This is a genomic window from Bradyrhizobium sp. 613_E4_N2_2, assembly GCF_052075995.1.
Lineage (GTDB): Bacteria > Pseudomonadota > Alphaproteobacteria > Rhizobiales > Xanthobacteraceae > Bradyrhizobium > Bradyrhizobium barranii.
Genome location: NZ_CP197234.1, coordinates 4,108,972 through 4,135,878, shown reverse-complemented (window position 1 = coordinate 4,135,878; position 26,907 = coordinate 4,108,972). Strand labels below are relative to the sequence as shown.

Sequence of the window (26,907 nt, the reverse complement as noted above, 5' to 3'; positions counted from 1 at the left end):
ATGGCTGGCGCCTTTACGAACGTAAACCTGTCGCAGCTCGCCCCGCCGGTCATCGTCGAGCAGATCGACTTCGAAGTGATCTTCGCGGCGATGCTCGCCGACCTGGTGGCGCGATACCCGTCGTTCTCGGCGCTCGTCGAAAGCGACCCGGCGTATGCCATTCTGGAAGTGGCCGCGTACCGTGAGGTGCTTTTGCGTCAGCGCGTGAACGAGGCCGCCCTCGGCTGCATGCTCGCCTACGCGCGAGGCAGCGACCTCGACCAGCTCGGCGCGAACGTCAACGTCGAGCGACGCGTTATCACGCCCGCCGACCCGACCACCACGCCGCCGACTGCCGCCGTCCTGGAGGACGACGAGGAATTCCGCGCACGCATCCAGTTGTCGTTCGAAGGCTACACCACGGCCGGCAGCGAAGGCAGCTATGTGTATCACGCGCTGTCTGCCGATGGCGACGTGCTCGATGCCTCGGCCACCAGCCCGTCGCCTGGCGTGGTCGATGTTTACGTGCTGTCGCGCACCGGAAACGGCGAAGCTTCCAGCGAGCTGGTGGATATTGTCGACGCCGCCCTGAACGCCGACGACGTTCGGCCGATGACGGATAACGTCACCGTGCAGACGGCTACCATCGAAGAATACGCCATCACGGCCGAGCTGACGCTTTACCCTGGCCCCGACGCGAACGTGGTCCGCCAGGCGGCTGTCGATGCCGTGACGGCTTACGCGGCCAGCGTGCACCGCATCGGGTTCGACGTCACGCTGGCGGGCATCATCGGCGCACTGGTCCAGGTCGGCGTACAGAACGTGGCGCTGACGTCGCCGGCCGCCGACATCGTTATCGATGACACGCAGGCATCGTTCTGCACGGACATCACCGTGACCGTGGCGGGCTCGACGGATGTCTGACCGCCTGCTGCCGCCGAACGCAACCGATGCCGACCTGGCGCTGGAACAGGCCACGTTTCGCGCGTCTGATTTGCCGTTCAACCTGGTGCGCTGGATGCAGTCGCCGCAGCTCATTCCCGTGCAGGCTATTCCGTGGCTTGCATGGGCGTTCAGTGTCGACACCTGGGATGAAAACTGGACCGTCGACCAGAAGCGTCAGACCATCGCCGCCGCGTACAACGTGCAGCGCCACAAGGGCACCATCGGCGCAGTGAAGTCGTCGCTCGCGGCGCTCGGATTCTCGGCTGAAATCACTGAGTGGTTTCAGGAAGCGCCGCCAGGGCCGCCGTACACGTTCCGCATCAATGTCGGCATCGACCAGGACGGCATCCCCGAGCAGGCATTCCAGCGTGCGCTCCAGGTGGTGAATTCGTCGAAAAACCTGCGGTCGCACATGACCACCCTTTCCATCGACATCAACACGCGCGCCGACACCTACATGGGCGCCGCAACGGGTGTCGGGTTCAACATCAGCATTCTTCCGGGGTAATCCATGGCGACTTACAAAACCATCCTGACGAACAAGGGCTTTCAGCTTCTCGTCGACGCCGAGATAGCCGGCATCCCTGTGTCGCTGGCGCGCATCGCCATCGGCGACGGTAACGGTAACCCCGTTACGCCTAATCCTGCGCAGACCGCACTCGTCCGTGAGGTGTATCGCAACGCCATTACCGACATCACGCCGAACCCCGACGTGCCTGGTCAGTTCTCGGCCGAGGTTAACATCCCGTCCGACATCGGTGGGTTCACGATCCGCGAGGCTGGCATCTACACCGAAGACGGCGACCTGTTCGCTGTGTGCAACACCCCGTCGACATACAAAGCAACGGCGGCTGAAGGTGCGTTCGGCGACGGCACCGTGAAAATGGTTTTCCAGCTTTCGAACGCCGCAACCGTTAACCTGTCCATCGACACGTCCATCGTCGGCGCCACGCGTCAGTGGGTCATTAACTACGCCACTCCCGCGAATATCCTTCCTGGCGGCCTGACGAACCAAATTCTCGCGAAGAATTCGAACACCGATGGCGATGTCGTGTGGAAGGACGCGACCGAGGGCGTCATCGTTCTGGTCGATACCGTCGAGGAACGGCAAACACTATCCGCAGGGCAGACGGCTTGCATCCTGTCCGTCGTCACGACGCACGGTCTTGCGGTGTATGTCGACGGCATTCGCCTGCGTGGCGACGAGTGGACGGTGGTCGACGCCACGCACCTGACGCTCGGCACGAGTTACAACGCCGGCACACCCATCACGTTCGTTCAGAACGAGCAGACGGGATACAACAACGTCCTTCGGCCGGAAAACAACCTGTCCGACGTCGACGATATGGGCGAGTCGTTCGCAAATCTCGGCGGTCAGAGTGGCGTACACACGTACGCCGTCGATATCAGCCCCACGGCGAACGCGGTAAGGGCAACGTATTCGCCCGCCTTCGCCTCGCTGACGGACGGCATGGTGTTGCGCGTGAAGGCGGCGAACGCGAACACGGGAGCGGCGACATTCGCCGCCAATGGCATGGCATCCGCTCCGATCATCGGCGCCGGTTACGCGGCCCTGTCCGGCGGTGAAATCATCCCTGGCGGAATGCTGACCCTCGTGTGGTCGAATTCGCTCGGTTCGTGGGTGATGGCGTCGGACGGTGGTGGCGCGCAACAGGTTTCGCCGGCCGTCGCCCCTGAGCACGCGATGCAGCTCGGCCAGGCTGTCGGTCGATTGATCGCGGTGAAGACATTCACCGGGATTAGCTCGTACACGCCGGACCCTCGCGCGAAGAAAATTCGCGTGAAGCTGTGGGCCGGTGGCGGCGGTACGGGGTCGTCGAACGTAAGTCCGAATGGTGGCTGCACTGGCGCAGGTGGCGGCGGATATGCCGAAGGATTTTTCGACGCTCCGTCGTCCGCCGTTTCGGTTGTTGTTGGCGTCGGTGGGACGGCTGGGGCTATCGGATCAATCGGCGGCGGACTCGGCGGCAATTCCTCGTTCGGCACCCTCCTTAGCGCTTCGGGTGGAGGTCGAGGATCGACAACGGCAAACGGAGTCGGTGGATCGAGTTCGGGCGGGTATCTGAATGCTAGCGGCGGCGGCGGGCGCGGGTATATCGCGTACGGCTCCGGCTCGTACGCGACGATTGGCGGAATGGGTGGCGGGTCCTATGGATCGAGTTCGCCAGCCATCGGGACGGGCGACGGGCAACCAGGAAACTTTCCTGGTGGCGGGGCTTCCGGCGGAATCTATGGGGCTAACGGCGGACACGGCGCCGATGGTTATTGCATCGTTGAGGAATACACCTGATGGAATATTTGCCTTACGCGATTGTCGTCGATGGCATCGTTTTCAACTGCGTCCTATGGGATGGAAACGATGACCCATCGACGGGCGGATTTCCCATCCCCGAGAACTGGACGATGGTCGTAATCATCCTTTGGAAAGTCCCGCAGATTGGGCTCGGGGCCAGGCAAGGCGAGGACGGCGTTTGGATGTTCGAACAGCCTGATGGCAACTGGACATAACTCGCACATTGCTGCCGCCTGAACGGTGTAGACGACAGCCGTCTATATCCGGCTGAGATTCATATTACGCACTGCATTCTCATGCGACTACCACGCATGAGGTTTGCAGGACGTGAATCTACACAGTGACGCGCTCGCTTGAGCGGCGTACTCGATGTTTGCCAGGGCATCACCGGAACGGTTTTCGCATTCGCCGGAAGTGTTGCCCCTAACGGATGGTTGATGTGCGCGGGACAGGCCGTCGACCGAGAAGACTACCCCAACCTATTCCGCGTCATCGGCACGACGTACAACGTCGGCGGCGAGGAAGAAACGCAATTTCGCATTCCCGACCTTCGCGGTTACGTGGTCGCTGGAACGGACAACATGGGCGGCGAGGCTGCGGGGCACCTTACGTCGTTTGCTGCAACGACGCTCGGCGCAAAGGGCGGCGTCCAGGAGGTTGCGCTTACCGTCGACAACCTGCCGTCGCACAATCACACCCTCACCGATCCAGGTCACGCGCATAGCGTCAGTGATCCGACGCATACGCACAGCGTCTACGACCCCGGCCATACGCACAGCCACAACGCTGCGGCGCTCGTCCAGTCGTCGACGGGCGGAGGCGCCTTCGCGATCAATGCCTATTCCGGCGCCTCGATCAACGCGGCAGTGACCGGCATCAGCAACTACGCTGCCGCAACTGGCGTTAGCGTCAACGCTGCCGGCACCGGCATGTCGATCCAGAACACCGGTAGCGGCGTTCCGCATTCGGTCATCCAGCCGACCATCGTCCTGAATCACATCATAAAAGTATGAATGGTCTTGTTGCACTAGCCTGGTCTGCCGGTTTCTTCGAAGGCGAAGGAACTGTGCGTATCAATAAGGGTCGCCCTGGGTCGCCGTGGACATTCGGGCTCCAAATAGTCAACACCGACTTGCAGGCGCTTTTTAAGTTCAGGGATGGTGTTTTCGGTGCGGGCGATATCGGCGGGCCATATGGGCCGTATGGGATTAGCAAGAAGCGAACTTTCATATGGCGCTGCAACAGGTCGAACGAGGCCGAGGTGGTGATGCATGCCCTTTGGGAATTCCTATCCGACAAACGAAAGGGGCAAATAGTCGCTGCGCGCCAGTCCATCGCAGCGAACGGAAATCCCTCCAGAGGAACGGCGGCCATGGATGGCTGACACTCGACCTTGCTAGCTCCGTTATCATTCACCGGACAAACACATGGCCGACCAGTTCCTCCACGGCGTCGAGGTTGTCGAAATCGACGACGGCTCGCGCACCATCACGACCGCATCGAGTTCGATTATCGGCATCGTCGGTACGGCTCCGCTCGCCGATGAAGCCGTCTTTCCGCTCAACGTCGCCGTACTGATTCCGGGTTCGGAAGCCAAGGCCGCGAAGCTCAACATGGGCGGCGAAGGCAACGTCGGCACCCTGCCCGATGCGCTCGACTCCATCTTCGACCAGTCGCTCGCGGCGGTCGTGGTGATCCGCGTCGAGGAAGGCGAAAACGAAGCCGAAACCATCGCGAACGTGATCGGCGGCACCAATGCCGTCACCGGCAAGCGCGAGGGCGTGCACGCGCTTCTCGACGCCGAAAGCGCCCTCGGCGCCAAGCCGCGCATTCTCATCGCTCCAGGCTTCACGCAGCAGCGCGTCACGGGCGGCGTGCTCACGCTGACCGGCGTCGCCGGCACGGGCTACACGCCGGGTTCGTACGACATCAACGCCACTGGCGGCGGCGGCACTGGCGCAGTCGCGACTGTTGTCGTCGAGGCCGGCGGCACCATCGCCTCGCGCACCGTGAAGTCAGCCGGCTCCGGTTACACCACCGTCCCCACCTTCCCGCTGACGTCGCTCGGCGGCGGGACGGGTGGCACCATCGTGGCGACCATCGGCACCACCGGCAACGCAGTGGTGGCCGAGCTGACCGGCATCGCCGACAAGCTCCGCGCTGTCATCGTCCAGGACGGCCCGTCGACCACCGACGAAGCGGCCGTGGCCGTGGCCGGCGACAGCGGTAGCCGCCGCGTGTACCTGGTCGACCCGAAGGTGCTCAAGGTCGATTCGACCGGTGCGACCGTGGAAGCCTGGGCAAGCGCATGCGTTGCCGGCGTGATCGCTCGCACCGACAACGCCATCGGCTGGTGGGTGTCGCCTTCGAACAAGGCCATCAACGGCATCGTGGGCACGGCGCGCGCCATCGAGTTCAGCCTCGGCAGCACGACCAGCCAGGCCAACCTGCTGAACGAGGCCAACGTCACGACGATCATTCGCCAGGGCGGGTTCCTGACCTGGGGCAATCGCACGCTGTCGACCGATGCAAAGTGGGCGTTCCTCTGTGTGGTCCGCACCGCCGACATCATCGCCGACAGTCTCCAGGCTGCCCACTTGTGGGCCGTCGACCAGGGCATCACGAAAAACTATGTCGGCGAAGTACAGGAAGGCGTGAACGCATTCCTGCGCGACCTGAAGGCCAAGGGTGCTATTCTTGGCGGCACGTGCTGGGTCGACAAGGACTTGAACAGCGAGTCGAGTATCGCGGCCGGCCAGGTGTATTGGGACTTCGACTTCACCCCCGTGTACCCGGCCGAGCACCTGACGTTCCGTAGCCACCTGGTCAACGACTACATTTCGGAGATTTTCTAAGCCATGGCCGCTCGTGACGTACTGAAAAACATCAATCTGTTCGTTGACGGCAAAGGCATGGCCGGCCAGCTCGACGAATACAATCCGCCGAAGCAAACGCTGAAGACCGAGGAATATCGGGGCGGCGGCATGAACGCGCCGCTGGAACTGAACATGGGCATGGAGAAGCTGGAGGCCGACGCGACGCTGATCGCGTACGACCCCGACGTGCTCGCGCTGTTCGGCGTCGTCGAGGGTCAGCAGGTTTCGTTCACCGCACGCGGCCACCTGGAGAGCTTCGACGGCACCACGGCCGGCGTCGTGCACAACCTGCGCGGCAAGATCAAGGAATTGGATCGCGGCACCTGGAAGCCTGGCGAGAAGCCTGCGCTGAAACTCTCGATGGCCCTGTCGTACTTCAAGGAAACCCGCGACGGCGTGGTCATCCACGAAATCGACATCGAGAACATGGTGCACATCGTCGGCGGCGTCGACTTGCTGGCCGTCGCACGCGCCAACCTCGGCATCTGATGCGCGACACTACTGCGTTCTGAACACCTAACCGGCGGCCAAGCGCCGCCGGTTTCTTCAACCACGAGGCAACTACATGAGCGACACCCCCGAATACATCATCGTCGACGGCTCCGAGGCGGTCATCACGCTGACCGATGGTAAGACCGTCACCATGCGCGAGCCGAAGGTGCTCGACATGCGCGCCGCACAGAAGTCGAGCAAGAGCGCGGAAGATACCGAGCTGAAAATGTTCGGCGACCTGTGTCAGATGACGCCCGCCGAGCTTGACCAGTTGAGCATCAAGAACTATGGCCGTCTCCAGGAGGCGTTCAAGCTTTTCATGTCCTGACGGACGACTACATCCGCAGGGGTGTGATCGTGCTCGCTTCGCATACGGGGTGGGCGGAAGCTGAGATAACAAATTTCCCCGTCTCGCGATTTCTTGAATATCTGAGCGAACTACCTAAGAACAATGGCTAGCAGCAAGAAAATCAATGCTTCCATCGTTCTAGGGGGCACCATCACGGGCGCGCTTAAGGGCGCGCTTGGCTCGGCGCAGGACGGCCTAAAGAAAATCGGAACGGAAATCGGCAACCTGACGCGGCGTCAGCGATTGCTTGCCGATTCAATGAAGATCGTCCATGCGCAGGGCCGCAACGTCGGCCACATGCAGGCCGAGTACGCCGCCATCACGCGTGAGGTTGACCGCCTTCGCACCGCGCAGGGTCGCCTTGCGCGGGCATCCGCAGCGCGACAGGCTAACCTCAACAAGCGCGCACAGTATCGCGGCCAACTCGGCGAGGCATTCGCTATCGGGGCAGCCGTTACTCTGCCGGTGGCGAAAACGATCAAGGACGCCGCCGCGTTTGACAAGGAAATGACGCTCATCGGCAACACTGCCGATATGACGACGGCGCAGGCCAGCGAACTCGGCCGTACCATCGTCGAAGTGTCGTCGCGTGTCGGCCAGTCGGCGCAGACCGTGCAGAAGGCCGCCGGCTTCCTTATCGCTGCCGGCCTCGACGCCAAGCGCGCCACCGAAAGTATCGAAACCATCGGGCGCACCGCGACCGCTTCCGGCGCCGACATCGAAGATTTGTCGAAAGCTGCTTTCACGCTCATGGATGCGCTGAAGGTAAGCCCGACTGATCTTCAGAAGGGCCTCGACATCCTGGCGCAAGCGGGCAAGGAAGGTAACGTCGAGCTGAAGGACATGGCGCGCACGCTGCCCGCCCTCGGCTCGTCGTTCGTCGCGCTTAAGATGCAGGGCAATGAAGCGGTCGCGACTCTCGGCGCGGCCCTGGAAATCGCGCGCAAGGGCGCAGCGGACCCGGACGAAGCCGCGAACAACATGCGCAACTTCCTGGCGAAAGTGCTTTCGCCGGAGACGCTGAAGAAGGCGAAGAAGAATTTCAATCTCGACCTGAACAAGATCATCAAGGACGCGCAGAAGTCGGGAAGCAACCCGTTCGAAGCGGCCGTGGCCGCGATCATGAAGGCCACGCAGGGCGACCAGAAGAAACTCGGCGACTTGTTCCAAGACATGCAGGTACAGAACTTCCTGCGTCCGCTGATGCAGAACTGGGGTGAATACCAGCGGATCAAGGGAAAAGCGCTTGGCGCCACAGGCGTCACGGACCGCGACCTGGCGAAAGTGACGTCAACCGCAAAACAGCAGATGGACAGGCTGGGCCAGTCGGTAGGTCGACTGAGCATCGCGCTCGGCCATGCACTGACGCCTGGTGTAGGCTCGGCCGCCGACAAGCTCGCAAATCTTGTCGACCGCATGGCGGACTTCACCGAGAAAAATCCCAGGCTTGTCGGCGCCGTGGTGAAGACGGTGGCCGCGTTCGCGGCGCTTCGCCTTGCCGGCGTTGTTCTTGGCTACACCATGACGTGGATCAAGGCGCCGTTCCTTCTGTTCATGGAGGTGCTCGCTGGCGTGCGTGCAAGCGCTGCGGTTACCGCGACCAGCACCACCCTACTCGGAAAGGCTTTTAGGTTCCTCGGCACCACGATTCGATGGGTCGGTTTGACGATCCTCGCGAACCCGATATTCCTAATCGGCGCGGCCATCGCCGGACTGGTCTACGAAATTTACAAGCATTGGGGCGGCGTCAAAGATTTTTTCTCCAGGCTGTGGAATGACGTGACGACCATGTTCAAAGGCTGGTGGAACGTCATCGCCGGCATCTTCACTCTCGATTTCCCGCGCGCGCTCGATGGGCTGAAGCAAGTATTTTCTGGCTTCGGTAATTACACCGCTGACCTGTTTGGCGGCATCGCGAGCGGAATCAAGAATGTCGTTCGCGACATCCTGTCCGCACTCGGCATTGTCGAGGAAAAGAAGGAAGAGGTAACGCTCGGGAAGGTCGTCGCCGAACAGAACAAGATGGCATCCTTTTGGGAGAAGTCGGCCGCAGGCGTGACTGTGCAAAAAGTCACGTCGGACGAGCTTGCGTCGAAGTGGGAGTCCGACGCCTCCAATGTGATGGTTCCTTCTATGGCTACGGACAGGAGGGCATCGACCCCGCCGCCCGTCACGCAGAACATCACGCAGAACATCACGCAACAGCCTGGCGAGGATGCCGACGCGTTCGCCCGAAGGGTTGCGCGTGAAATGCAAAAACAGCAGGGCGTTTCCTCCCGAGGGGCACTCGTCGATGGAGCGCAGCACTAATGCCTGGCCTTCGCGAAACCCTGACCGGCCTCATCGACCTGGCGCAAGACGCGTTCCTCGGTAACGACAGCGGCAACGCACCCGTCCTTCTGATGCTCGGCACGTTCAAGTTCAGCCTGAACACCGCCGTGTTCCAAGAAATGCAGCGCCGTTCGTCGTACGCCTGGGGCGACGTCGAACGGTTCGGCAAGCTCCCCGCGCTCCAGTACATGGGGCCGGACGATGACGCTATCACGTTGCCGGGTGTCGTGTTCCCCGACTGGAAGGGAGGAAGCCGCCAGGTGGACGACCTTCGCAAGCTCGCCGAGGCCGGCGTGCCTTACCAGCTCATCGACGCGTTTGGCGGCGTGCTCGGCGATTGGGTGATCCTCGGTATCGAGGAAACGCAGTCCATTCACAGTCCTGACGGTTCGTTCCGCCGGCAAGAATTCAGCGTGCGGCTTCGGAGGTACGCGTAATGGCGCAGACCTACATCACCAGCGCGGGCGACGTCGTCGACGAAATCGCCTGGAAGCAATACGGCCGCTGCGACGCCGCCATCCTCAACGACGTGCTGGCCGCGAACCCTGGACTGGCCGACCGTGGCGCCGTGCTCCCTGCCGGTGTAGCCGTCACCCTGCCCGACATCATCCTGCCGGCGAACACCGACAACGCGGTGACGCTGTGGGATTGACGCCGGTATATCGTGTCGTCGCCAACGACAACGACATCACGTCGGCTATCGACGAACGACTGTCGTCACTCACGCTGACCGACGAAACCGGCCTGACATCCGACGCCGTGGAAATCGTGCTGGCCGACACCGACCCGCTGCGGCCGATCAAGAAACCGCCGACCGGCGCCGAGCTGGAGGTGTTCATCGGTTACGACGGCACCACGCGACGCATGGGGATGTTCGTCGTCGACGAAATCGAGCTGGAAGGCTGGCCGCAGACGATGACCATTCGCGCTCGCGCGTCGACCTACGAAGGCACGCCGAAGGGGAAAACGGATTTCCAGACGCAGAAGACCCATAGCTGGCCGGCGGGGACGACCATCGGCGCCATGGTGTCGAAAATGGCGAAGGACCACGGCATGGAGTCCGCCGTATCGCCGTCCCTGGCGAGCGTGCAGCTCCCGCACATCGACCAGACGGCCGAGAGCGACATCAGCTTCCTGGTGCGACTGGCGCGCAAATACGACGCCATCGCGAAGCCGGCGGGCGGCAAGCTCCTGTTCGTAAAGCGGGGTGACAGCAAGAGCGCCAGCGGCGCCGACATGCCGGCCGTGACTGTCGTCCCTAGCGACCTGAAGGGTTTCAGCTACAGCGAGCGCACGCGCGAATCGCCGGGAACCGTTGTCGCGTTCTGGCACGACAAGGGCAAGGCGAAGCACCACGAGGTGATCGTCGGCAAGGGCGACCCGGTGAAACGCCTGCGCTTCGGCTTCAAGAACGAGGACATGGCGAAGTCGGCGGCCGAGGCCGAGCTGTCGCGGCGTGCCCGTGGCGAAATCAGCCTGGAGCTGACGCTACCCGGCGACGAGAACCTTTCCGCCGAGGCGACCGTCGTCCTGGGCGACGAGTTCCGCGCCGAGCTGGCGGGCGAATGGCTGGCGACCCGCGTGGTGCACCGGCTCACGAAGAAATCGTGGACGACGACCGTCGAGTGCGAGCGTCCGAATTCGAACAAGGACGTGCAGGACGCAACCAGCGGCGGCGCGACCGACACGGATGAATGAAGAACCGCTGGCGTGATAGTACATGACGTGAAATGAGCCGCGAGTCGTTGGTGGTATGCCAGGGGGTATCACTGGACAGTCGGCTAAGAAACCATGTATAAAATGAGGTACTTACGATGTCAGTGCGAATTGCCACCTGGAACGTGAACTCGGTCCGGCAGCGGATCGACCTGCTGTTGACCTGGCTGAAGGAGTGCCAGCCCGACATCGTCTGCCTCCAGGAGATCAAATGCGTCGACGAGGCCTTCCCGCGGCTGGAGATCGAGGCGCTGGGCTACAACGTGGTCACCCACGGTCAGAAGACCTTCAACGGCGTCGCCTTGCTCTCGAAGCTCCGCTTCGACGAGACCAAGTCGGGCCTCGCCGGCGACGACGAGGACGCCCATGCCCGTTTCCTCGAGGGCGTGGTCACGCTCAAGCACGGCGTGCTGCGCATCGCCTGCCTCTATCTTCCCAATGGCAATCCGGTCGGGACCGAAAAATATCCCTACAAGCTCAAATGGATGTCGCGGCTTCTTGAGTATTCGAGGGAGCGCCTCAAGGCCGAGGAGCCGCTGATCCTCGCAGGCGACTTCAACGTCATCCCGCATGCCCGCGACGTCCATAATCCCGCCGCCTGGACCGAGGACGCCCTGTTCAAGGCCGAGACGCGGGAGAGCTTTCAGTCCCTGCTGGGCCTCGGCCTCACCGACGCGTTGCGCGCGGTCACCGACGAGCCCGGGCTCTATACCTTCTGGGACTACCAGGCCGGCGCCTGGCAGAAAAACCATGGCTTGAGGATCGACCATCTGCTGCTGTCGCCGCAGGCCAGCGACCGGCTCGCCAATGTCGGCATCGACAGCTATGTGCGGGCTTGGGAGAAGCCGTCGGACCACGTGCCGGTATGGGCGGATCTGGATCTGGAGGCGGCTTGAGCAGATGCCTGGAGGTGCTGGATGGCGCCGGCGGACTGCGCTTTGCGCAGCCAGCGGACTGCGCTTTGCGCAGCCGCGGGCTAACCTACCCGGCGGGGGTACCTACTACCGGCGGCCCTGAACGCCCTGCACCCACTGTTCCAGCATTTGCAGGCACATGGCGCGGTCGTCGTCCGAGGCCTTGGCGAAAGCGCGGTTGTAGCTTTCCTTGATCCAGGTTTCCTCGATACCGGCGCTGTCACGCGCCAGCGTCAGCCACATCAGGCCACGCGCGGCCTGCCGCGGCAGGCGGTCGCCATTGAACAGCATCTGGCCGAGCAGCGCCTGCGCCTCGTGCTGGCCCTTCTGGGCGGCAAGGCCGAGCCAGCGCGCGCCATAGCGGAAGTCCTCGCGCGAGGCGTCCGGGGTCTTCAGATACAGCCGGGCGAGATCGTACTGCGCATCCGCATTGCCGAAATAGGAGGCCGCATAGGAGAACATCTCCCGCGCCCGGTCCGAATCCGGCTTGATCTTCGAGTTCGGGATACCGCTCAGATAGTAGCGGCCGAGCGCGACGAAGGCGTTGGCCACGACCTGCGCCTGCGGCGCCGACGGGCTGTCCTCGGCATGCGCATTGGCGATGCGGCTGAAATATTCGAAGGCGCGCACATCGTCCTGGGCGACGCCGTCGCCGTTGGCATACATGCGGCCGAGCTTGAACTGAGCGCCGGGATGACCGCCTTCGGCGGCATATTGCAGGGCGCTGAGCGAGGTTTCCTGGGGCGTGGTCGCCGGTGCCGCCACCTTGCTGCGCACGGCACCCGCGGCGCCCGGCAAGGCGGTCACGACCGGGAGGGCCGCGTCCTTGCTGGCCGAACCGTCAAAGGCGAGCGCCGGCGCGGCCAGCGCACCGACCCCCAACACAAACGCAACTATGGCACGCTTAGATGTCCGCATAGCACTGTTTCTCGTGCGCGCCGCCCGGATGGGTTACTGCCCCACCGACCGCTGGTCCAACCTGCTGAGCATACTTCCAGAGCGCACCCGACGTGTGGTTAGTCGCGCGAGCGCTCCATTTGGTCTTGCGCTGGGCGAGCTCTTGGTCGCTCAATTTTACGTTAAGGGTACCTACGACCGCGTCGATCTCGATGATGTCGCCATCCTCGAGCAGCCCGATCGGGCCGCCGATGGCGGCTTCCGGCCCGACATGGCCGATGCAGAAGCCGCGGGTGGCGCCGGAGAAGCGGCCGTCGGTGATGAGCGCGATCTTGCCGCCCATGCCCTGGCCGGTCAGCGCCGCGGTGGTCTGGAGCATTTCCCGCATGCCGGGACCGCCCTTGGGGCCCTCGTAGCGGATCACGATGACTTCGCCTTCCCTGTAGGTGCGGTTCTGGACGGCCTCAAAGGCGTCCTCTTCCCGGTCGAAGCATCGCGCCGGACCGGTGAACCTCAGGTTAGACATTCCCGCGACTTTCACGATCGCACCTTCTGGCGCCAAATTGCCCTTCAGACCAACCACACCACCAGTGACGGTGATCGGCTTGTCTGCCGGGTGCACCACATCCTGGTGCGGATTCCACTTCACGCTTTTGAGGTTTTCGGCGATCGTTCGACCGGTGACCGTAATGCAGTCGCCGTGGAGAAATCCGTTGTCGAGCAGCGTCTTCATCAGAAGCGGTATGCCACCTACTTCAAACATGTCTTTGGCGACATAACGGCCACCCGGCTTCAAATCCGCGACATATGGTGTCTTTTTGAAGATTTCGGCGACGTCGAACAGGTCGAACTTAATGCCGCACTCATGCGCGATCGCCGGCAGGTGCAGTGCAGCATTGGTCGAGCCGCCGGACGCCGCGACCACGGCGGCGGCGTTCTCCAGCGCCTTCCGTGTCACGATGTCGCGCGGCCGGAGGTTGGAGGAGATCAGGTCCATAACCTTCTCGCCCGCGGTCATGCAGAAAGCGTCGCGGATTTCATACGGTGCCGGGGCGCCGGCCGAGTACGGCAGCGCCAAGCCAATCGCCTCGGAGACGGTCGCCATGGTGTTGGCGGTGAACTGTGCGCCGCAGGCGCCCGCCGAGGGGCACGCCACGCGCTCGATCTCGTCGAGGTCCTCGTCCGACATGGCGCCGACCGAGTGCTTGCCGACCGCCTCGAACATGTCCTGGACGGTGACCTGCTGGCCGCGGAAATTGCCGGGCAGGATCGAGCCGCCGTAGATGAAGATCGAGGGCACGTTGAGACGGACCATCGCCATCATCATGCCCGGCAGCGACTTGTCGCAACCGGCAAGGCCCACGAGCGCATCATAGGCGTGGCCGCGCACGGTCAGCTCGACGGAATCGGCGATGCACTCGCGCGACGGCAACGACGAGCGCATGCCGTCATGGCCCATGGCGATGCCATCGGTAACGGTGATGGTGCAGAATTCACGGGGAGTGCCGCCGGCCGACGCGACGCCCTTCTTCACCGCCTGGGCCTGGCGCATCAGGGAAATGTTGCAGGGGGCGGCCTCGTTCCAGCAGGAGGCGACGCCGACGAAGGGCTGGTGGATCTGCTCGGTGGTCAGACCCATGGCGTAGAAGTAGGACCGGTGCGGCGCGCGCGTCGGGCCTTCCGTCACGTGACGGCTCGGCAGCCTCTGCTTGATGTCGGTCTTTGCGTCCATCGCAAACCAGTTTCCCCGGCCAACCCTTTCAGACCCGAAAAATCAGAGCCAAGATTTGAATCGACCTTGGGATTTTCCGTCCTTCGAAGACCGCCGATGCCCTTCAAACTTTAGAGCGATTTTATTCATGTTCGGGTGTGGCTAAAAAGCGGCGCTGATGCGAACGGACGGAGATAAGGGTTTAATCCAAGATGAGTGTTGCAGGGACAGCACAATCGTTACCGGGAAGACACGGGTTGGCTTACTGCGATACCCTCGTGAATATGACAATACACAACTTGAGATTTCAGATCTGTTCAGGCGCACCCCAGCGCGGGTCTCAGGAACGGAGTGTGCCTCACCTGAGTCGCGGCGGCCCGCAGTACCAACCCCGTCATCCTGAGGCAGGAGTGATGAGCGCCAAGCGCCCAGCTCAATCCGTCAGGTCGAGCCGCATGAACTGGTTGTGCGGGCTCGCCTCATAGTCGGCGAACGGCGAGCAGGAGACGAAACCGGCGCTGCGGTAGAGCGAGATGGCGGGCGCGTGCAGGGCTGCCGTGCCGGTCTCCAGGCTGAGGTGCACGTAACCCCGCCTGCGGGCTTCAGCGATGATATGGCCCAGCAGTGCGCGCCCTACCCCGGTGCCCCGTGCAGCCGGCGCGGCACGCATCGACTTCACCTCGCCATGCGTATGATCCAGCTCCTTCAGCGCACCGAACCCGAGCAGGACATCGTCCTGCCAAGCCGTCCAGAAGGTCACGGTGGCAGCCGAAAGGCCGGTGGCATCGAGAGCGAAGGCGCGCTCGGCCATGACGCTGCGCAGCTCCTCGAGATGATGTGCCAACAAATCGGCGACATAGGGCGCCGTCGGATCGTCTCGTCTGATCTCCACCTCATCCCCCTGCTGCCGCACGCGTGCCACCGTTTAAGCACAGGTGGCACGCCCGCGGCATAGCCATGATCGGTGCTATTCCCAAGTCAGCGCACCACCATTCTGGTATTCGATGACGCGGGTCTCGAAGAAGTTCTTCTCCTTCTTCAGATCCATTGCCTCCGACATCCACGGGAACGGGTTCTCGACCTCGGCGAACACCGGAGCGAGCCCGATCTGCGCACAGCGGCGGTTGGCGATGAAGTGCATGTACTGCTCGCACAGCGCAGCATTCAGGCCGAGGAAGCCGCGCGGCATCGTGTCCCGTCCGTAGGCGGCCTCTAATTCGGCTGCATCACGGATCATGCCGCGAACCTCGTCCTGGAATGCCGCCGTCCACAGATGCGGGTTCTCGATCTTGATCTGGTTGATCACGTCGATGCCGAAGTTGAGATGGATGCTCTCGTCGCGCAGGATGTATTGATACTGCTCGGCGATGCCGACCATCTTGTTACGGCGGCCAAGCGACAGGATCTGCGCGAAGCCGGTGTAGAACCACATCCCCTCGAACACGACATAGAAGGCGACGAGATCGCGCAGGAAGGCGCGGTCGCTATCCGGCGTCCCCGTCTGGAACGACGGATCGTCCAGGTGCTGCGTGTGCTTGAGCGCCCAGGCCGCCTTGTCCGTGATCGACGGCACCTCACGGTACATGTTGAACAGCTCGCCCTCGTCGAGCCCGAGGCTTTCGACGATATACTGGAAGGTGTGGGTGTGAACCGCCTCCTCGAAGGCCTGCCGAAGGAGGTACTGCCGGCACTCCGGATTGGTGAGATGGCGATAGATCGCCAGCACGATGTTGTTGGCGACCAGCGATTCGGAAGCCGCGAAGAATCCGAGATTGCGCTTGATCGCGCGCCGCTCGTCCTCGGTCAGCCCGTCCCGCGACTTCCATAGCGCGATGTCGGCCTGCATCGAGACTTCGGTCGGCATCCAGTGATTGTTGCAGCCTGAAAGATACTTCTCCCAGGCCCATTTGTACTTCAGCGGAAGCAGCTGGTTGACGTCGGCGCGGCAGTTGATCATCCGCTTCTCGTCGACGGAGACGCGGCCGCCGGCGCGATCGATCGCGCCTAAGCCGGTCGGGTCGGCCGGCTCGAGCTTGAGCTGGGTCTGCGGACGCAGTGCGGTGGCGAGACTTGAGGCGGCCGGAGCGACTGCTGTGGTTTCGGTATCGGACCAGTCGAGCATCGTCATCTCCTCACTGGCACGCTTCGCATTCGGGATCGTCGATCCGGCAGGCCTTGATGCCGTCGAGGTCCGGCGTTGCCGCGGTCGGCATCATGATCGGCGCGTGCGACACTGCCACTGACGCGGACACCGCATTGAGCTTTCCGTCGGTGCCCTTCAACGTCGATTTCTCGACATGCGTGGCGCTGCGCGAGCGCAAATAGTAGGTCGTCTTCAAGCCGCGCCGCCAGGCCAGCCGGTAGAGCGCATCGAGCTTCTTGCCGGAGGGATTGGCGATGTAGAGGTTGAGCGACTGCGACTGGTCGATCCATTTCTGCCGGCGCGCGGCCGCCTCGATCAGCCAGGCGCTGTCGATCTCGAAGGCGGTGGCGTAGAGCGCCTTCAGATCGTCAGGAACGCGGTCGATCTGGCCGACGCTGCCGTCGAAATATTTGAGGTCGGAGACCATCACCTCGTCCCAAAGCCCCCTCGCCTTGAGGTCGCGCACCAGGAACTCGTTCACGACCGTGAAGTCGCCGGACATGTTCGATTTCACGAACAGGTTCTGATAGTTCGGCTCGATCGACTGCGAGACGCCGCAGATGTTGGAGATCGTCGCCGTCGGCGCGATCGCCATGACGTTCGAGTTGCGCATGCCGCTGGACGTGACCTTCTTGCGCAGGCGATCCCAGTCGAGCGTTGCGGAGCGATCGACGTCGAGACCACCGCGCGAGTCGGCGAGAAGCTGGATGGAGTCGAGCGGCAAGATGCCCTTCGACCACAGCGAGCCCTCGAAGCTCGGATAGCGTCCGCGCTCCGCGGCGAGATCGGACGACGCTTCGATCGCGTGGAACGAGATTGCCTCCATGCTGGTGTCGGCAAACGCCACGGCCGCGTCGGACGCGGTCGGAATGCGCTGGACCTGAAGCGCTTCCTGAAAGCCCATCAGGCCGAGCCCGACGGGACGATGACGCATGTTGGAACGCCGCGCCTCGGGGATGGTGTAGAAATTGATGTCGATGACGTTGTCGAGCATCCGTACTGCTGTCGTCACCGTCCGCTTCAGCTTGGCATGGTCGAGTCCATTGGGACCGACATGGTTGAGCATGTTGATGGAGCCGAGATTGCAGACCGCGACCTCGTCGGCGGAGGTGTTCAGCGTGATCTCGGTGCAGAGGTTCGACGAGTGGATCACGCCAACGTGCCGCTGCGGCGAACGCAGATTGCAGGGGTCCTTGAAGGTGATCCAGGGATGACCGGTCTCGAACAGCATGGTCAGCATGCGACGCCAGAGGTCGCTCGCGCGCACGGTCTTGAAGACGCGCATGCCGCCGGCTTTCGCCCTGGCCTCATAGGCCTCGTAAGCCGTCTTGAACGCCTCGCCATAGAGATCGTGCAAATCGGGCGTCTCGTCAGGCGAGAACAGCGTCCATTCGCCATCGGCATCGACGCGCTGCATGAACAGGTCCGGCACCCAATTGGCGGTGTTCATGTCGTGGGTGCGGCGGCGGTCGTCGCCGGTGTTCTTGCGCAGGTCGAGGAATTCCTCGATGTCGACGTGCCAGGTCTCAAGATAGGCGCAGACCGCGCCCTTGCGCTTGCCGCCCTGGTTGACGGCAATCGCGGTGTCGTTGGCAACCTTCAGGAACGGGATGATGCCCTGGCTCTCGCCGTTGGTGCCCTTGATGTGGGCGCCGAGACCGCGGACCGGCGTCCAGTCGTTGCCGAGGCCGCCGGAATATTTTGCCAGCAGTGCGTTGTCCTTGATCGACTTGAAGATGCCGTCGAGATCGTCCGAGACGGTTGTGAGAAAACAGGACGACAATTGCGGACGCAGCGTACCCGAATTAAACAGCGTCGGCGTCGAGGCCATGAAGTCGAACGACGACAGCAGATCGTAGAACTCGATCGCCTTGGCTTCGCGGTCGATCTCGCGAACCGCAAGACCCATCGCGACGCGCATGAAGAAGGCTTGCGGCAGTTCGATCCGCTTGCCGCGGACGTGCAGGAAGTAGCGGTCGTAAAGTGTCTGGAGGCCGAGGAACTGGAAATTCAGGTCGCGCTCGGGCTTGAGTGCAGCCGCGATCCGGCCGAGGTCGAAGCGGGCCAGTTCAGGATCGAGCAGTTCGGCGGCAATGCCGGTCTTCACATAGGCCGGGAAATATTCGACATAGCGTACAGCCATATCGGCCTGCGAGGCGGAGGTCGGCACGGCATGGACATAGGACAGCACCTCGCCGCGCAGCTTGTCCAGCAGCAGGCGCGCGCTGACATAGGCGTAGTTCGGCTCCTCCTCGACCAGCGTGCGCCCGGCCATGATCGAGGCCAGCGCCAGTTCGTCCTGGCTGATGCCGTCGTAGAGATTGCGGGTGGTCTCGGTGAGCACGGGTGCCGCGGAAACGCCGTCGAGGTCGGCGCAGGCTTCGCCGATAATCAGCGCAAGCCGCTTGGCGTCGAGACCAACGCGCGAACCGTCGGCGAGCGTGACCTGAAGTGCCGGCGCGACAGCGGGCGTCGCTTCCGCGGCCGCCTCCTCGGCGCGCTGGCGCGACCGCTCCTCGCGGTACAGCACATAGGCGCGTGCGACCTTGTGGTGCTCGCTCCGCATCAAGGCGAGCTCGACCTGGTCCTGCACGTCCTCGATATGGAAGGTGCGTCCCTCGCCTGCCCGCCGCATCAGCGCAGTGACGACTTCGGCCGTCAGCTGCTCCACGCTCTCATGGACGCGGCGTGAGGCGACCGCGCTGGTGCCTTCGACCGCAAGGAAAGCCTTGGTCATGGCGACCGCGATCTTGGCGGAATCGAACGGCGAGACCTTGCCGTTGCGACGGATGATCTGCATGGCCGGCTCGCTCGAAGCAGGCGCAAGCGATTGTGGACGCAAATGAACGATGGGTGCGGAAGCGGTGTCCGCGTCGTGCAGGTTCAGTGACATCAATGGGCCCCGTGATGCGCGCGTTGTGTTTGAGCGGGGCTGTAAGGAAGGACGCTGCAGAAACGCCGGCAGCAGAGTTGCCGGGCGGTGCATGCAAGCGACCGCCGGACACCCCGCCCGTGGACGTTCAGATTGTCGCGGCAGGTCTCCTGGCTCGCAGGTCGTCGCCCACTTCCCGTCTTCCCGGCGCGAAAGGCGCCAGTGACGATTGTTCGGAAGCAGCTCGCTGCTGACAGTTGCGGGGGCAGCGCCGGAATTCCGCGCTCTCGCGCGGTTCACCGGCTTCCCTCTTAGCCACTAAATCTTGCGATCCAGCGGAACCGTGACGCCCACATGTGGTGACATATGCAGCCGGGTGTCAACGATTCGTTGCGGGTCAGAAGCTCTGTTCCCTGTGGAATGCGGGAATTCGCACTTGGGGCGCTCTTCAGCTTGGCGCGCTGTGTGACCCACGGCCCGACTGCAGGATCACACAGTCCGGCGCGACGCTGCCGCTGCATGTCGCCTCGCAGCCGCTCACCAGCGACGTCACTGTCGCTTCCAGCACGCGCAGCTCCGCAATTTTCGCCCTGATTGCACCGAGGTGCTTCTCCGCAAAGGTCCTCGTTTCGCCGCACGGCGAGCATCGCTGGCCGGCGAGCCAGACCGAGCTGGTCAGCCCGATGCGCGTCACGATGACGGCGGTGAAGGCGCCCTCGCCGCCCAGGAACGGCGTGGACGCTCGACGCTATTCGGACGAAAGGTGATAGCCGCGATCGCGATAGTCGAAATCGACGAGTTCGCAGATCCGAGCCGAGGGATCGGCGGGCGCCGCATAATAAGCCCTGATCTCCTTGATGCGACCGCTCGCCCCTTCGAACGCGTACCATTCGTCGCCGCGAAGCGCCGTGCCATGCGTGCGCTTCCAGTGCGTCCATTCGATCACGGCTTCCGGCGACGTCGACGAGCAAAGAATCTTTTCGATCGTCCATCGCGACCCGAGATTCTCGACGCACCAGATCCATTTGCGCGCGATGGTATCGGCGCCACGCCATGGAATGTCCGGCAAGCCGGGTGGGAAGTAGTGAACCGCGTCCGCTGTGAAGCAGGCCATCAAGGCATCGTAGTCGGCGGCGTTGCAGGCGTCGAAATAGCGACGGATCGTCGCCTCCATGGCGGCGGGCGATGTCTTGCTCATGTCAGGCTCCCGCCCGGATCGTCGTGGCCCGCGCCGGATCCGCACCGGCCTTTTTCCAGGCCTCAAAGTCGGCGCGCACGGCAGGTGTGGGCGGATAGACGCCGTAGAGCGGCTCGCCCGCACTGATACGATACGACAGGTACTTCTCGAGCTGGTCCCGCCTCTCGCAGAGGTCGGCCATTTCGGCGGCCAAATGCCGTGGCACGACCGTGATGCCGTCACCGTCACCGACGATGATGTCGCCCGGGTAGACCGCCACGTCGGCGCAGGCGATTGGAATATTCAGATCCGCGACGCGATGATACGACAACCGCGTCGATGCCGTGACCTGCCGGGCATAGGCGGGGAAATCGAGCCGCGCCAGCTCCTGGCCGTCACGAAACGCACCATCAGTGACAATGGCCGCGGCGCCCCGCACCTTCATCCGCGTCGGCAGCATAGCGCCCGCAGAGGCCGCGCGCGGATCGTTACGGCTGTCGATCACCAGGACATGGCCGGGCGGGATACTCTCGACCGCTTCCCACTGCAGATTGTCCGCGTTCGGATACGGCGTGAGCGTCTCTATGGTATCGAGATCCTCTCGCGCCGGGATCATGCGCATGGTGAAGGCCTCGCCGGCGAAGCGGACCGCGTCCTTGTTCATCGGCACCAGCCCGACCAGGAAGCACTGGCGCAGGCCTTTCTTGAACAGCTCGGTGGTCAGCGAACCCGAGGAGACATCCTTCAGCCGGCGGATGACAGACGGATCCAGGGGACTAAGCTTCGTCTTTGGTTCGTACATGGCCATCCTCCCTCAGGGGCGCTTTCCGACCTCGTGGACGTCACGGGCCCAGGCGCGCGCCTGCTCCGACAGGCTGAAGCCGAGGCCCGGTCGGTTCGGCACGATCATGCGGCCGTTCACGACCTCGAGCTTCTCGTTGAACATCGCCTCCGACCACTCGAAATGCTCGACCCAGGGCTCCCGGGCATAGGCCGCGGTCAGGTGCAGATGGATCTCCATGCAATAGTGCGGCGCAAGCTGGAGCTTCTTGTGGTCGGCGAGCGCGAGGATCTTGAGGAACGGCGTGATGCCGCCGACGCGCGGTGCATCCGGCTGGATGAAATCGACCGAATTGTTGCGGATCAGCTCGTAATGCTCGTCGATGCTGGTCAACATCTCGCCGGTCGCAATCGGGGTCGCAAGCTCGGCCGCCAGCGCCGCATGACCTTCGTAATCGTAGGCGTCGAGCGGCTCCTCGATCCAGGTCAGGTTGAATTGCTCGGCGATGCGGCCGAAGCGCAGCGCCGTGGTGCGGTCCCATTGCTGGTTGGCGTCGATCGCCAGCGGAACGTCGCCGATATGGTTGCGAACCGCCTCGATGCGCTTGAGGTCGACCATCGGATCGGGCTGGCCGACCTTCAGCTTGATGGCGCCGATGCCCCTGTCGAGCGCCATGCTGACGCGTTCTTTCACCTCCTCGATCGGCATCGAAAGATATCCGCCCGAGGTGTTGTAGCAGCGCACGGAGTCACGATGGGCACCGAGCAGCTTTGCCAGCGGCAGCTTGGCGCGCTTGGCCTTGAGATCCCACAGCGCGATGTCGAAGGCGGCGATGGCCTGCGTGGACATGCCGCTGCGGCCGACCGAGGCGCCGGCCCAGACGAGCTTGTCCCACAGACGCGCGATGTCGTTCGGATCCTCGCCGATCAGGTCGCCGGCGATCTCCCTGGCGTGCGCAAACTGCCCCGGACCACCGGCACGCTTCGAATAGCTGTAGCCGATGCCGCTGTGGCCGTTCTCGGTCTCGATCTCGGCAAACAGGAAGGCGATCTCGGTGAGGGGCTTTTGCCGGCCGGTGAGAACCTTGGCATCGCTGATCGCCTGGGCGAGCGGCAGGAAGACGAGCGACGTCCTCACCCATGCGATCCGGTCCGTCGTCGCTTCCCCGGCTGCGAGCCCTGCCGCGAGCGGGTTGGCGATAATGCGCGCGTTGACCTGGTAGTTCATGGCTTTCTCCTATCGATGTGGATTTACGGGAAATGATGTCATTCGGCAGCGACCGGCGCGGAGCGGATCAGCCCGCTGCCTTCGCGAATGACGAGACGCTCGATCGGCCCGACGATGACCCAGTAACAGAGCACGGCCAGCAGCCCATGCAGGCCGACATACAGCAACGCGCCGTTGAACGATCCGGTGGCGGAGAGGATGTAGCCGATCGCAACAGGCGTCACGATTCCGGCGGTGTTGCCGACGGCGTTGAAGACGCCGCCCGTGAGCCCGATCACCTCCTTGGGCGCAGTGTCGGCAACGACCGTCCAGCCCAGCGAGCCAAAACCCTTGCCGAAGAAGGCCGCGCTCATCAGCACGGTGATCAGGACCGTGGAGTCCGTGTAGTTGCAGCCGATGATCAGCACCGTCATGACGAGGCCGACCGTGATCGGGGTCTTGCGCGCGATGCTGAGCGAACCGGTGCGCTTGAACAGCCAGTCGGTGAAAAAGCCTGTGGTAACGCCGCCGACGAAGCCGCAGATGGCGGGGATGGTCGCGATCAGGCTCGCATCGAGCACCGACAGGCCGCGGTCCTTGACGAGGTAGGTCGGAAACCAGGACACGAAGAACCAGGTGATGGACGAGATGCCGTATTGCGCCAGGAAGATGCCGAAGAGCATGCGGCTCCTGAACAGCTCGGCGAGATCAGACCAGCGCGGCCCCTGCTCCGCAGCGGCGGCAGACGATGCCCCGCCGAGTTCGACCAGCGCGCCTCCGGCACGCAGATGATCGAGCTCTGCGGCTCCAATTTTGGGATGACGACTCGGCGGGTAGTAGGCGACGGCCCAGAGCGCCGCGAACAGGAAGCCCAGCACGCCCATCACGCCAAAAATGTGCTCCCAGCCGAAGCGGTGATCGAGGAAGCCCATCAGCGGCGTGAAGAGGACGAGCGAGACATATTGGGCGCTGTTGAAAATGGCGCCCGCGACGCCGCGCTCCGCGGACGGAAACCACGCCGCGATGATACGCCCGGCCGCGGGGCCGACAGGCGACTCGAAGACACCGAGCATGAAGCGCAGGATCAGCATCACCAGGAACGGGTAGCTGGCCCAGCCGACGCAGCTCATCAGGAAGGTGACGAGCGACCACAAGATCAATCCGCCCAAAATGGTCTGTTTCGCACCGAGCCGATCCGCGATCCAGCCAGCGGGAAGATGCGCAAGTACATAGGCCCACGCGAACGCCGAAAACATCCAGCCGAGCTCGACCGGCGTGATGCCGAGCGCCTTCGACATGTTCGGCCCGGCGATCGATAGCGTCGCCCGGTCGCCGCTGCTGAGCGCGAGCAGGATGGTGATCAACGCCAGAGTGACGAAACGATAATGCGTCCGTGCGGACGGCTTCTGCTCCGTGGCCACGCTGCTCCCCTTCTTTCCCGATTTTGTTTGCCCGGCCGCCTTCGGCGACCGTGGATGTCCGGAACGCCAGCGACGATCGGACGCGAGAAAGCTAGATCAGCGATCAATTCAGGTCTAAACTCATTTTTGGATTTAATTGATCCAGAAAAGGTATCAATGATCGAGTTCGGACAGGTACGCGCGTTCGTGGCGGTGGCCGATGAGCTGAATTTCGGTCGTGCCGCCAAGCGGCTGAATATGACGCAGCCGCCGCTCAGCCGGCAGATCCAGATCCTGGAGGCAACGCTTGCCGTCAAGCTGCTCGAGCGCACCAGCCGATCGGTCAGGCTGACCGCGGCCGGACGCGCCTTCCTGAGCGAGGCCCGCGCGATGCTTCAGCAGCGCGAGCATGCGGTCAAAGCCGCCCGGCAAGCCGCGTCGCTCGCCGGTGGAGCGCTGTCAATCGGGTTCGTCGGCGCGACGACGTACGGCTATTTGCCCTGGCTCGCAACGCGAGTTCGCGATGAACTGCCGGATATCGAGATCACCTTTGAGGAGCTGACATCGCGCCAGCAGCTCGATGCACTGAGGTCGGGCCGGATCGATCTCGGATTGGTTCGGCCGATCGAGACGGAGAAGCCAATTAGAAGCGCGAGCGTCTTCCGTGAAGGGCTTGCCCTTGCGCTGCCGCTTGACCATCCGCTCGCGGTGCGACGCCGGCCGGAGCTGTCGCATCTCGAGGGCCAGCCCTTCATCATGTATTCGTCGGGCGGTCCATATATGCGCGCGCTCTTGACGGCGGCGTTCGACGCCAATGGCATCCGGCCCCAGGTCGTGCAATCGATGAGTCAGGCACAGGCTATCTTGTCGCTGGTCAGCGCAGGTCTCGGCCTTGCGATCGTCCCGGACGAAACACGCAACGCCTGTTTCGACAACGTCGTGTTTCGCCCGATCAGGCTCGGACCATCGGTCTTCGCCGAACTCCATGCGATCTGGCGCAGTGACAACCGCAACACCGCCCTGCCTCGGCTGCGCGAACTTGCGTTCCGGACCGCACGCTGAGCGCAGCCTGAAGCGCGGTGCCCTGCGGTGGTGGGGCAAAGTCCGGTCATCGCAACGACCGGACCTGGAGACTCCGGAGGCGTCCTACGCGTTCCGCATCGCGCGCCCGAACGGATCGACCAGGCGGACGATCTCGCAGGCGGCGACGAGGCCGGCGAGCCAGACGGCGCTGGTCAGCCCGATGCGCGTCACGATGGCCGCAGTGAACGCGCCCTCTCCGCCAAGGAACGGCGTCGCGGCAAGCAGCGCGAGCTCATAGGCGGCATAGGCGGCGACGAGCGCGATGGCCAGCATCAGCGGCGTGCGGCCCTGCGGCAGCAGGCGGAGAACGGTCGATGCCGCTGCCGTCGACAGCAACGCGGCAGCACCGATGACAAAGCCCCAGGCGATGGTGCTGCCATCGATGGGATAGTGCAGCACGCCGAAGCCGATGGTCTGGTTCACGAGCCAGGCGCCAGTGACGACGAGCAGCGCCGGACGCATCGGCAGCATTGCGGCGGCGACGACGGCGAACGCCGCAAACGGCGTCGCGCAGGCAAGCGCGAAGCTCGCGAGCGCGCATGACACCGTCAGCAGCGCAAAGCAGAACATCGGCGCGAGGCGCGACGCGACCGGATGAAGGCGGAAACGGTCGGCGTGGGGCGGCAGGATGGTGACAGTCATGGAACGATCTCCTTGTAGGATTTGTAGCACAATTTTGCTGGAACGTAGCATCACGTCTGACTCAGTGAAGAGCCTCCATGGGATCTTCAGTCTCGGCTGGATCGCGCCGGTCGTAGGCGGCAAGCCAGGCGGCGAGTGCCGCCGTGTGCGGCTCCTTGGCCGCCAATTGACGCAAGGCCACGCGAACGGTGGCGCGCGCCGTGCGATCGGGCGGAAGCGTCACCATCTCAGGTCCCCGCCCCTTCGCGACCGCCTCGACCACGGCCCTCTTGCACGCCGTCAGCTCCGGCAGCCCATAGAGTTCGAGCAGCGCCTGGAAGGCTGCGTGATGATCCGGCCGAAAAGCGCGCTTGCGGCCGAGCTGATCGCGCAGCGGATGGGCCGGATAGAGATGCGCGCAGGGGATCCACCACTCAGGCAGCGGCTCGGTGGCGGCATGGGTGCGGCGATGCGCGAGCAGCTTTGGCAGGACGTGGGTGTGCGGGCCGTCAGGGCTTCGCCCACCCGGCGGCGGGATCGGCTGGAATACCTCGGCGCGCCCGATACGGCTGGTGAAGACGCGGTGCGGATTGGCGGCCAGAATGATCCGCATGGCGTCGCTTTCGGGCGCGAACACGGATTGGCCCGTGCGGCTCCTGAGCGCGGCGACGGCATCGGCATCGCTGACGCGGATGCAGGCGTCGACCTGCAACGTTCCGAGGCCAAGGTCGAACAGGATGCCGCTGCGATCCCTCGTCAGGAGCGCCTCGATATCCGGACCGAGCTCGGTCAGCACGGTACGACCACTCATGGCGCTGGCTTCATGCGGAAGGCACAATGCGATGCGGTGGCTCCAGCTCTCCGTGGTCGGCGATTCCGATGCTATCAGGCGCAGGCCCGGGTGGGAGACAACGCGCATCCCACCCTTCTGCGTCACGACGCTGCCCCCGTTGCGCGACTGCTCCATATCGAAGGCCTCACCGGGCTCGCGTGTGAACTCGGCAATGGCACCGAACGTGCCGACGCTCCAGCCGGCCTCAGCGTCGGCAAGCTGGCTTGCGATCAGGTCCATGAGCGGATCGGCCGTCGTCATGAGGCTT

The 26,907-nt window shown here is 63.5% G+C and carries 25 protein-coding genes and 1 riboswitch; of the genes, 14 read left to right on the top strand and 11 right to left on the bottom strand.

What is annotated here, in order from left to right; all coding sequences use genetic code 11:
- The 13 genes from AB7290_RS19705 to xth all read left to right on the top strand — a co-directional run bounded on the left by AB7290_RS19705 (position 1) and on the right by xth (position 11,898).
- Positions 1-903, top strand: a complete 903-nt coding sequence (locus tag AB7290_RS19705) for a baseplate assembly protein (RefSeq protein ID WP_441253597.1) — start codon at positions 1-3, stop codon at positions 901-903.
- The gene (locus tag AB7290_RS19700; RefSeq protein ID WP_441253595.1) at positions 896-1,432 is read left to right on the top strand and encodes a phage tail protein I; all 537 of its coding nucleotides are present in this window, start codon (positions 896-898) and stop codon (positions 1,430-1,432) included. Before AB7290_RS19705 ends, AB7290_RS19700 begins: the two co-directional genes overlap by 8 nt.
- A 3-nt stretch (positions 1,433-1,435) precedes the next feature.
- Complete coding sequence (locus AB7290_RS19695; protein WP_441253593.1) at positions 1,436-3,235, top strand: phage tail protein; 1,800 nt, start codon at positions 1,436-1,438, stop codon at positions 3,233-3,235.
- Positions 3,235-3,453 carry a hypothetical protein gene (locus tag AB7290_RS19690; protein WP_441253591.1) on the top strand — a complete coding sequence of 73 codons (219 nt, stop codon included), beginning with the start codon at positions 3,235-3,237 and terminating at the stop codon, positions 3,451-3,453. The genes AB7290_RS19695 and AB7290_RS19690 overlap by 1 nt, the downstream gene beginning before the upstream one ends.
- A 138-nt stretch (positions 3,454-3,591) precedes the next feature.
- Positions 3,592-4,251, top strand: coding sequence for a phage tail protein (locus tag AB7290_RS19685; protein ID WP_441253589.1), 660 nt, complete (start codon positions 3,592-3,594; stop codon positions 4,249-4,251).
- Positions 4,252-4,665: 414 nt separating this feature from the next.
- Positions 4,666-6,093 (top strand): phage tail sheath C-terminal domain-containing protein, encoded by a 1,428-nt coding sequence (locus tag AB7290_RS19680; RefSeq protein WP_441253587.1) that lies wholly within the window; start codon positions 4,666-4,668, stop codon positions 6,091-6,093.
- A gap of 3 nt (positions 6,094-6,096) precedes the next feature.
- A complete protein-coding gene (locus tag AB7290_RS19675) occupies positions 6,097-6,603 on the top strand; it encodes a phage major tail tube protein (protein ID WP_441253585.1) in 507 nt (168 codons plus the stop codon).
- Between the two features lie 76 nt (positions 6,604-6,679).
- Complete coding sequence (locus tag AB7290_RS19670; protein WP_441253583.1) at positions 6,680-6,934, top strand: phage tail assembly protein; 255 nt, start codon at positions 6,680-6,682, stop codon at positions 6,932-6,934.
- A 123-nt stretch (positions 6,935-7,057) separates the two neighbouring features.
- Positions 7,058-9,265: a phage tail tape measure protein gene (locus AB7290_RS19665; protein ID WP_441253581.1), complete on the top strand. Its 2,208-nt coding sequence runs from the start codon at positions 7,058-7,060 to the stop codon at positions 9,263-9,265.
- Positions 9,265-9,723 carry a phage tail protein gene (locus tag AB7290_RS19660; protein ID WP_441253579.1) on the top strand — a complete coding sequence of 153 codons (459 nt, stop codon included), beginning with the start codon at positions 9,265-9,267 and terminating at the stop codon, positions 9,721-9,723. Before AB7290_RS19665 ends, AB7290_RS19660 begins: the two co-directional genes overlap by 1 nt.
- Positions 9,723-9,938: a tail protein X gene (locus AB7290_RS19655; protein ID WP_441253577.1), complete on the top strand. Its 216-nt coding sequence runs from the start codon at positions 9,723-9,725 to the stop codon at positions 9,936-9,938. Before AB7290_RS19660 ends, AB7290_RS19655 begins: the two co-directional genes overlap by 1 nt.
- 116 nt (positions 9,939-10,054) lie before the next feature.
- Positions 10,055-10,984: a phage late control D family protein gene (locus AB7290_RS19650; RefSeq protein ID WP_441253575.1), complete on the top strand. Its 930-nt coding sequence runs from the start codon at positions 10,055-10,057 to the stop codon at positions 10,982-10,984.
- 116 nt (positions 10,985-11,100) lie between these two features.
- On the top strand, positions 11,101-11,898 hold the full coding sequence (gene xth / locus AB7290_RS19645) for an exodeoxyribonuclease III (RefSeq protein WP_441253573.1): 798 nt from the start codon (positions 11,101-11,103) through the stop codon (positions 11,896-11,898).
- A 105-nt stretch (positions 11,899-12,003) separates the two neighbouring features.
- On the opposite strand, the gene AB7290_RS19640 is transcribed toward xth, so the two are convergent.
- The 9 genes from AB7290_RS19640 to AB7290_RS19600 form a co-directional block, all read right to left on the bottom strand.
- The gene (locus AB7290_RS19640) at positions 12,004-12,834 is read right to left on the bottom strand and encodes a tetratricopeptide repeat protein (protein WP_085404641.1); all 831 of its coding nucleotides are present in this window, start codon (positions 12,832-12,834) and stop codon (positions 12,004-12,006) included.
- The gene (gene ilvD / locus AB7290_RS19635) at positions 12,821-14,545 is read right to left on the bottom strand and encodes a dihydroxy-acid dehydratase (RefSeq protein WP_085404640.1); all 1,725 of its coding nucleotides are present in this window, start codon (positions 14,543-14,545) and stop codon (positions 12,821-12,823) included. Before ilvD ends, AB7290_RS19640 begins: the two co-directional genes overlap by 14 nt.
- A gap of 412 nt (positions 14,546-14,957) precedes the next feature.
- Positions 14,958-15,416 carry a GNAT family N-acetyltransferase gene (locus AB7290_RS19630; RefSeq protein ID WP_085404639.1) on the bottom strand — a complete coding sequence of 153 codons (459 nt, stop codon included), beginning with the start codon at positions 15,414-15,416 and terminating at the stop codon, positions 14,958-14,960.
- Positions 15,417-15,491: 75 nt separating this feature from the next.
- Positions 15,492-16,646 (bottom strand): ribonucleotide-diphosphate reductase subunit beta, encoded by a 1,155-nt coding sequence (locus AB7290_RS19625; protein ID WP_085404748.1) that lies wholly within the window; start codon positions 16,644-16,646, stop codon positions 15,492-15,494.
- A gap of 10 nt (positions 16,647-16,656) precedes the next feature.
- Complete coding sequence (locus tag AB7290_RS19620; protein ID WP_354115203.1) at positions 16,657-19,560, bottom strand: ribonucleoside-diphosphate reductase subunit alpha; 2,904 nt, start codon at positions 19,558-19,560, stop codon at positions 16,657-16,659.
- Between the two features lie 122 nt (positions 19,561-19,682).
- Positions 19,683-19,900: riboswitch (cobalamin riboswitch) on the bottom strand.
- Positions 19,901-20,287: 387 nt separating this feature from the next.
- Positions 20,288-20,737, bottom strand: a complete 450-nt coding sequence (locus tag AB7290_RS19615; protein ID WP_085404636.1) for a nuclear transport factor 2 family protein — start codon at positions 20,735-20,737, stop codon at positions 20,288-20,290.
- A gap of 1 nt (position 20,738) precedes the next feature.
- Complete coding sequence (locus AB7290_RS19610; RefSeq protein ID WP_085404635.1) at positions 20,739-21,524, bottom strand: ribonuclease activity regulator RraA; 786 nt, start codon at positions 21,522-21,524, stop codon at positions 20,739-20,741.
- 6 nt (positions 21,525-21,530) lie between these two features.
- The gene (locus AB7290_RS19605; RefSeq protein WP_085404634.1) at positions 21,531-22,724 is read right to left on the bottom strand and encodes an L-talarate/galactarate dehydratase; all 1,194 of its coding nucleotides are present in this window, start codon (positions 22,722-22,724) and stop codon (positions 21,531-21,533) included.
- A 38-nt stretch (positions 22,725-22,762) separates the two neighbouring features.
- Entirely contained in the window at positions 22,763-24,124 is a 1,362-nt protein-coding gene (locus tag AB7290_RS19600; protein ID WP_085404633.1) for an MFS transporter, read from the bottom strand.
- 156 nt (positions 24,125-24,280) lie between these two features.
- Between AB7290_RS19600 and AB7290_RS19595 the strand changes: the two genes are divergently transcribed.
- Entirely contained in the window at positions 24,281-25,165 is an 885-nt protein-coding gene (locus AB7290_RS19595; RefSeq protein ID WP_085404632.1) for a LysR family transcriptional regulator, read from the top strand.
- Positions 25,166-25,249: 84 nt separating this feature from the next.
- Here AB7290_RS19595 and AB7290_RS19590 read toward each other — a convergent pair whose 3' ends face one another.
- Positions 25,250-25,828: a hypothetical protein gene (locus AB7290_RS19590; RefSeq protein ID WP_063983095.1), complete on the bottom strand. Its 579-nt coding sequence runs from the start codon at positions 25,826-25,828 to the stop codon at positions 25,250-25,252.
- Positions 25,829-25,889: 61 nt separating this feature from the next.
- Entirely contained in the window at positions 25,890-26,900 is a 1,011-nt protein-coding gene (locus AB7290_RS19585; protein WP_085404631.1) for a DUF6925 family protein, read from the bottom strand.
- Between the last annotated feature and the right edge of the window lie 7 nt (positions 26,901-26,907).

Bases quoted from the DNA above. Each gene is read 5' to 3' on its own strand.
- AB7290_RS19585 (WP_085404631.1), bottom strand. From the start codon at position 26,900: ATGACGACGGCCGATCCGCTCATGGACCTGATCGCAAGCCAGCTTGCC.
- xth (WP_441253573.1), top strand. From the start codon at position 11,101: ATGTCAGTGCGAATTGCCACCTGGAACGTGAACTCGGTCCGGCAGCGG.
- AB7290_RS19605 (WP_085404634.1), bottom strand. From the start codon at position 22,724: ATGAACTACCAGGTCAACGCGCGCATTATCGCCAACCCGCTCGCGGCA.
- AB7290_RS19640 (WP_085404641.1), bottom strand. From the start codon at position 12,834: ATGCGGACATCTAAGCGTGCCATAGTTGCGTTTGTGTTGGGGGTCGGT.
- AB7290_RS19675 (WP_441253585.1), top strand. From the start codon at position 6,097: ATGGCCGCTCGTGACGTACTGAAAAACATCAATCTGTTCGTTGACGGC.
- ilvD (WP_085404640.1), bottom strand. From the start codon at position 14,545: ATGGACGCAAAGACCGACATCAAGCAGAGGCTGCCGAGCCGTCACGTG.
- AB7290_RS19670 (WP_441253583.1), top strand. From the start codon at position 6,680: ATGAGCGACACCCCCGAATACATCATCGTCGACGGCTCCGAGGCGGTC.
- AB7290_RS19610 (WP_085404635.1), bottom strand. From the start codon at position 21,524: ATGGCCATGTACGAACCAAAGACGAAGCTTAGTCCCCTGGATCCGTCT.
- AB7290_RS19705 (WP_441253597.1), top strand. From the start codon at position 1: ATGGCTGGCGCCTTTACGAACGTAAACCTGTCGCAGCTCGCCCCGCCG.
- AB7290_RS19655 (WP_441253577.1), top strand. From the start codon at position 9,723: ATGGCGCAGACCTACATCACCAGCGCGGGCGACGTCGTCGACGAAATC.
- AB7290_RS19680 (WP_441253587.1), top strand. From the start codon at position 4,666: ATGGCCGACCAGTTCCTCCACGGCGTCGAGGTTGTCGAAATCGACGAC.
- AB7290_RS19625 (WP_085404748.1), bottom strand. From the start codon at position 16,646: ATGCTCGACTGGTCCGATACCGAAACCACAGCAGTCGCTCCGGCCGCC.
- AB7290_RS19665 (WP_441253581.1), top strand. From the start codon at position 7,058: ATGGCTAGCAGCAAGAAAATCAATGCTTCCATCGTTCTAGGGGGCACC.
- AB7290_RS19690 (WP_441253591.1), top strand. From the start codon at position 3,235: ATGGAATATTTGCCTTACGCGATTGTCGTCGATGGCATCGTTTTCAAC.
- AB7290_RS19700 (WP_441253595.1), top strand. From the start codon at position 896: ATGTCTGACCGCCTGCTGCCGCCGAACGCAACCGATGCCGACCTGGCG.
- AB7290_RS19660 (WP_441253579.1), top strand. From the start codon at position 9,265: ATGCCTGGCCTTCGCGAAACCCTGACCGGCCTCATCGACCTGGCGCAA.
- AB7290_RS19590 (WP_063983095.1), bottom strand. From the start codon at position 25,828: ATGACTGTCACCATCCTGCCGCCCCACGCCGACCGTTTCCGCCTTCAT.
- AB7290_RS19595 (WP_085404632.1), top strand. From the start codon at position 24,281: ATGATCGAGTTCGGACAGGTACGCGCGTTCGTGGCGGTGGCCGATGAG.
- AB7290_RS19695 (WP_441253593.1), top strand. From the start codon at position 1,436: ATGGCGACTTACAAAACCATCCTGACGAACAAGGGCTTTCAGCTTCTC.
- AB7290_RS19615 (WP_085404636.1), bottom strand. From the start codon at position 20,737: ATGAGCAAGACATCGCCCGCCGCCATGGAGGCGACGATCCGTCGCTAT.
- AB7290_RS19620 (WP_354115203.1), bottom strand. From the start codon at position 19,560: ATGTCACTGAACCTGCACGACGCGGACACCGCTTCCGCACCCATCGTT.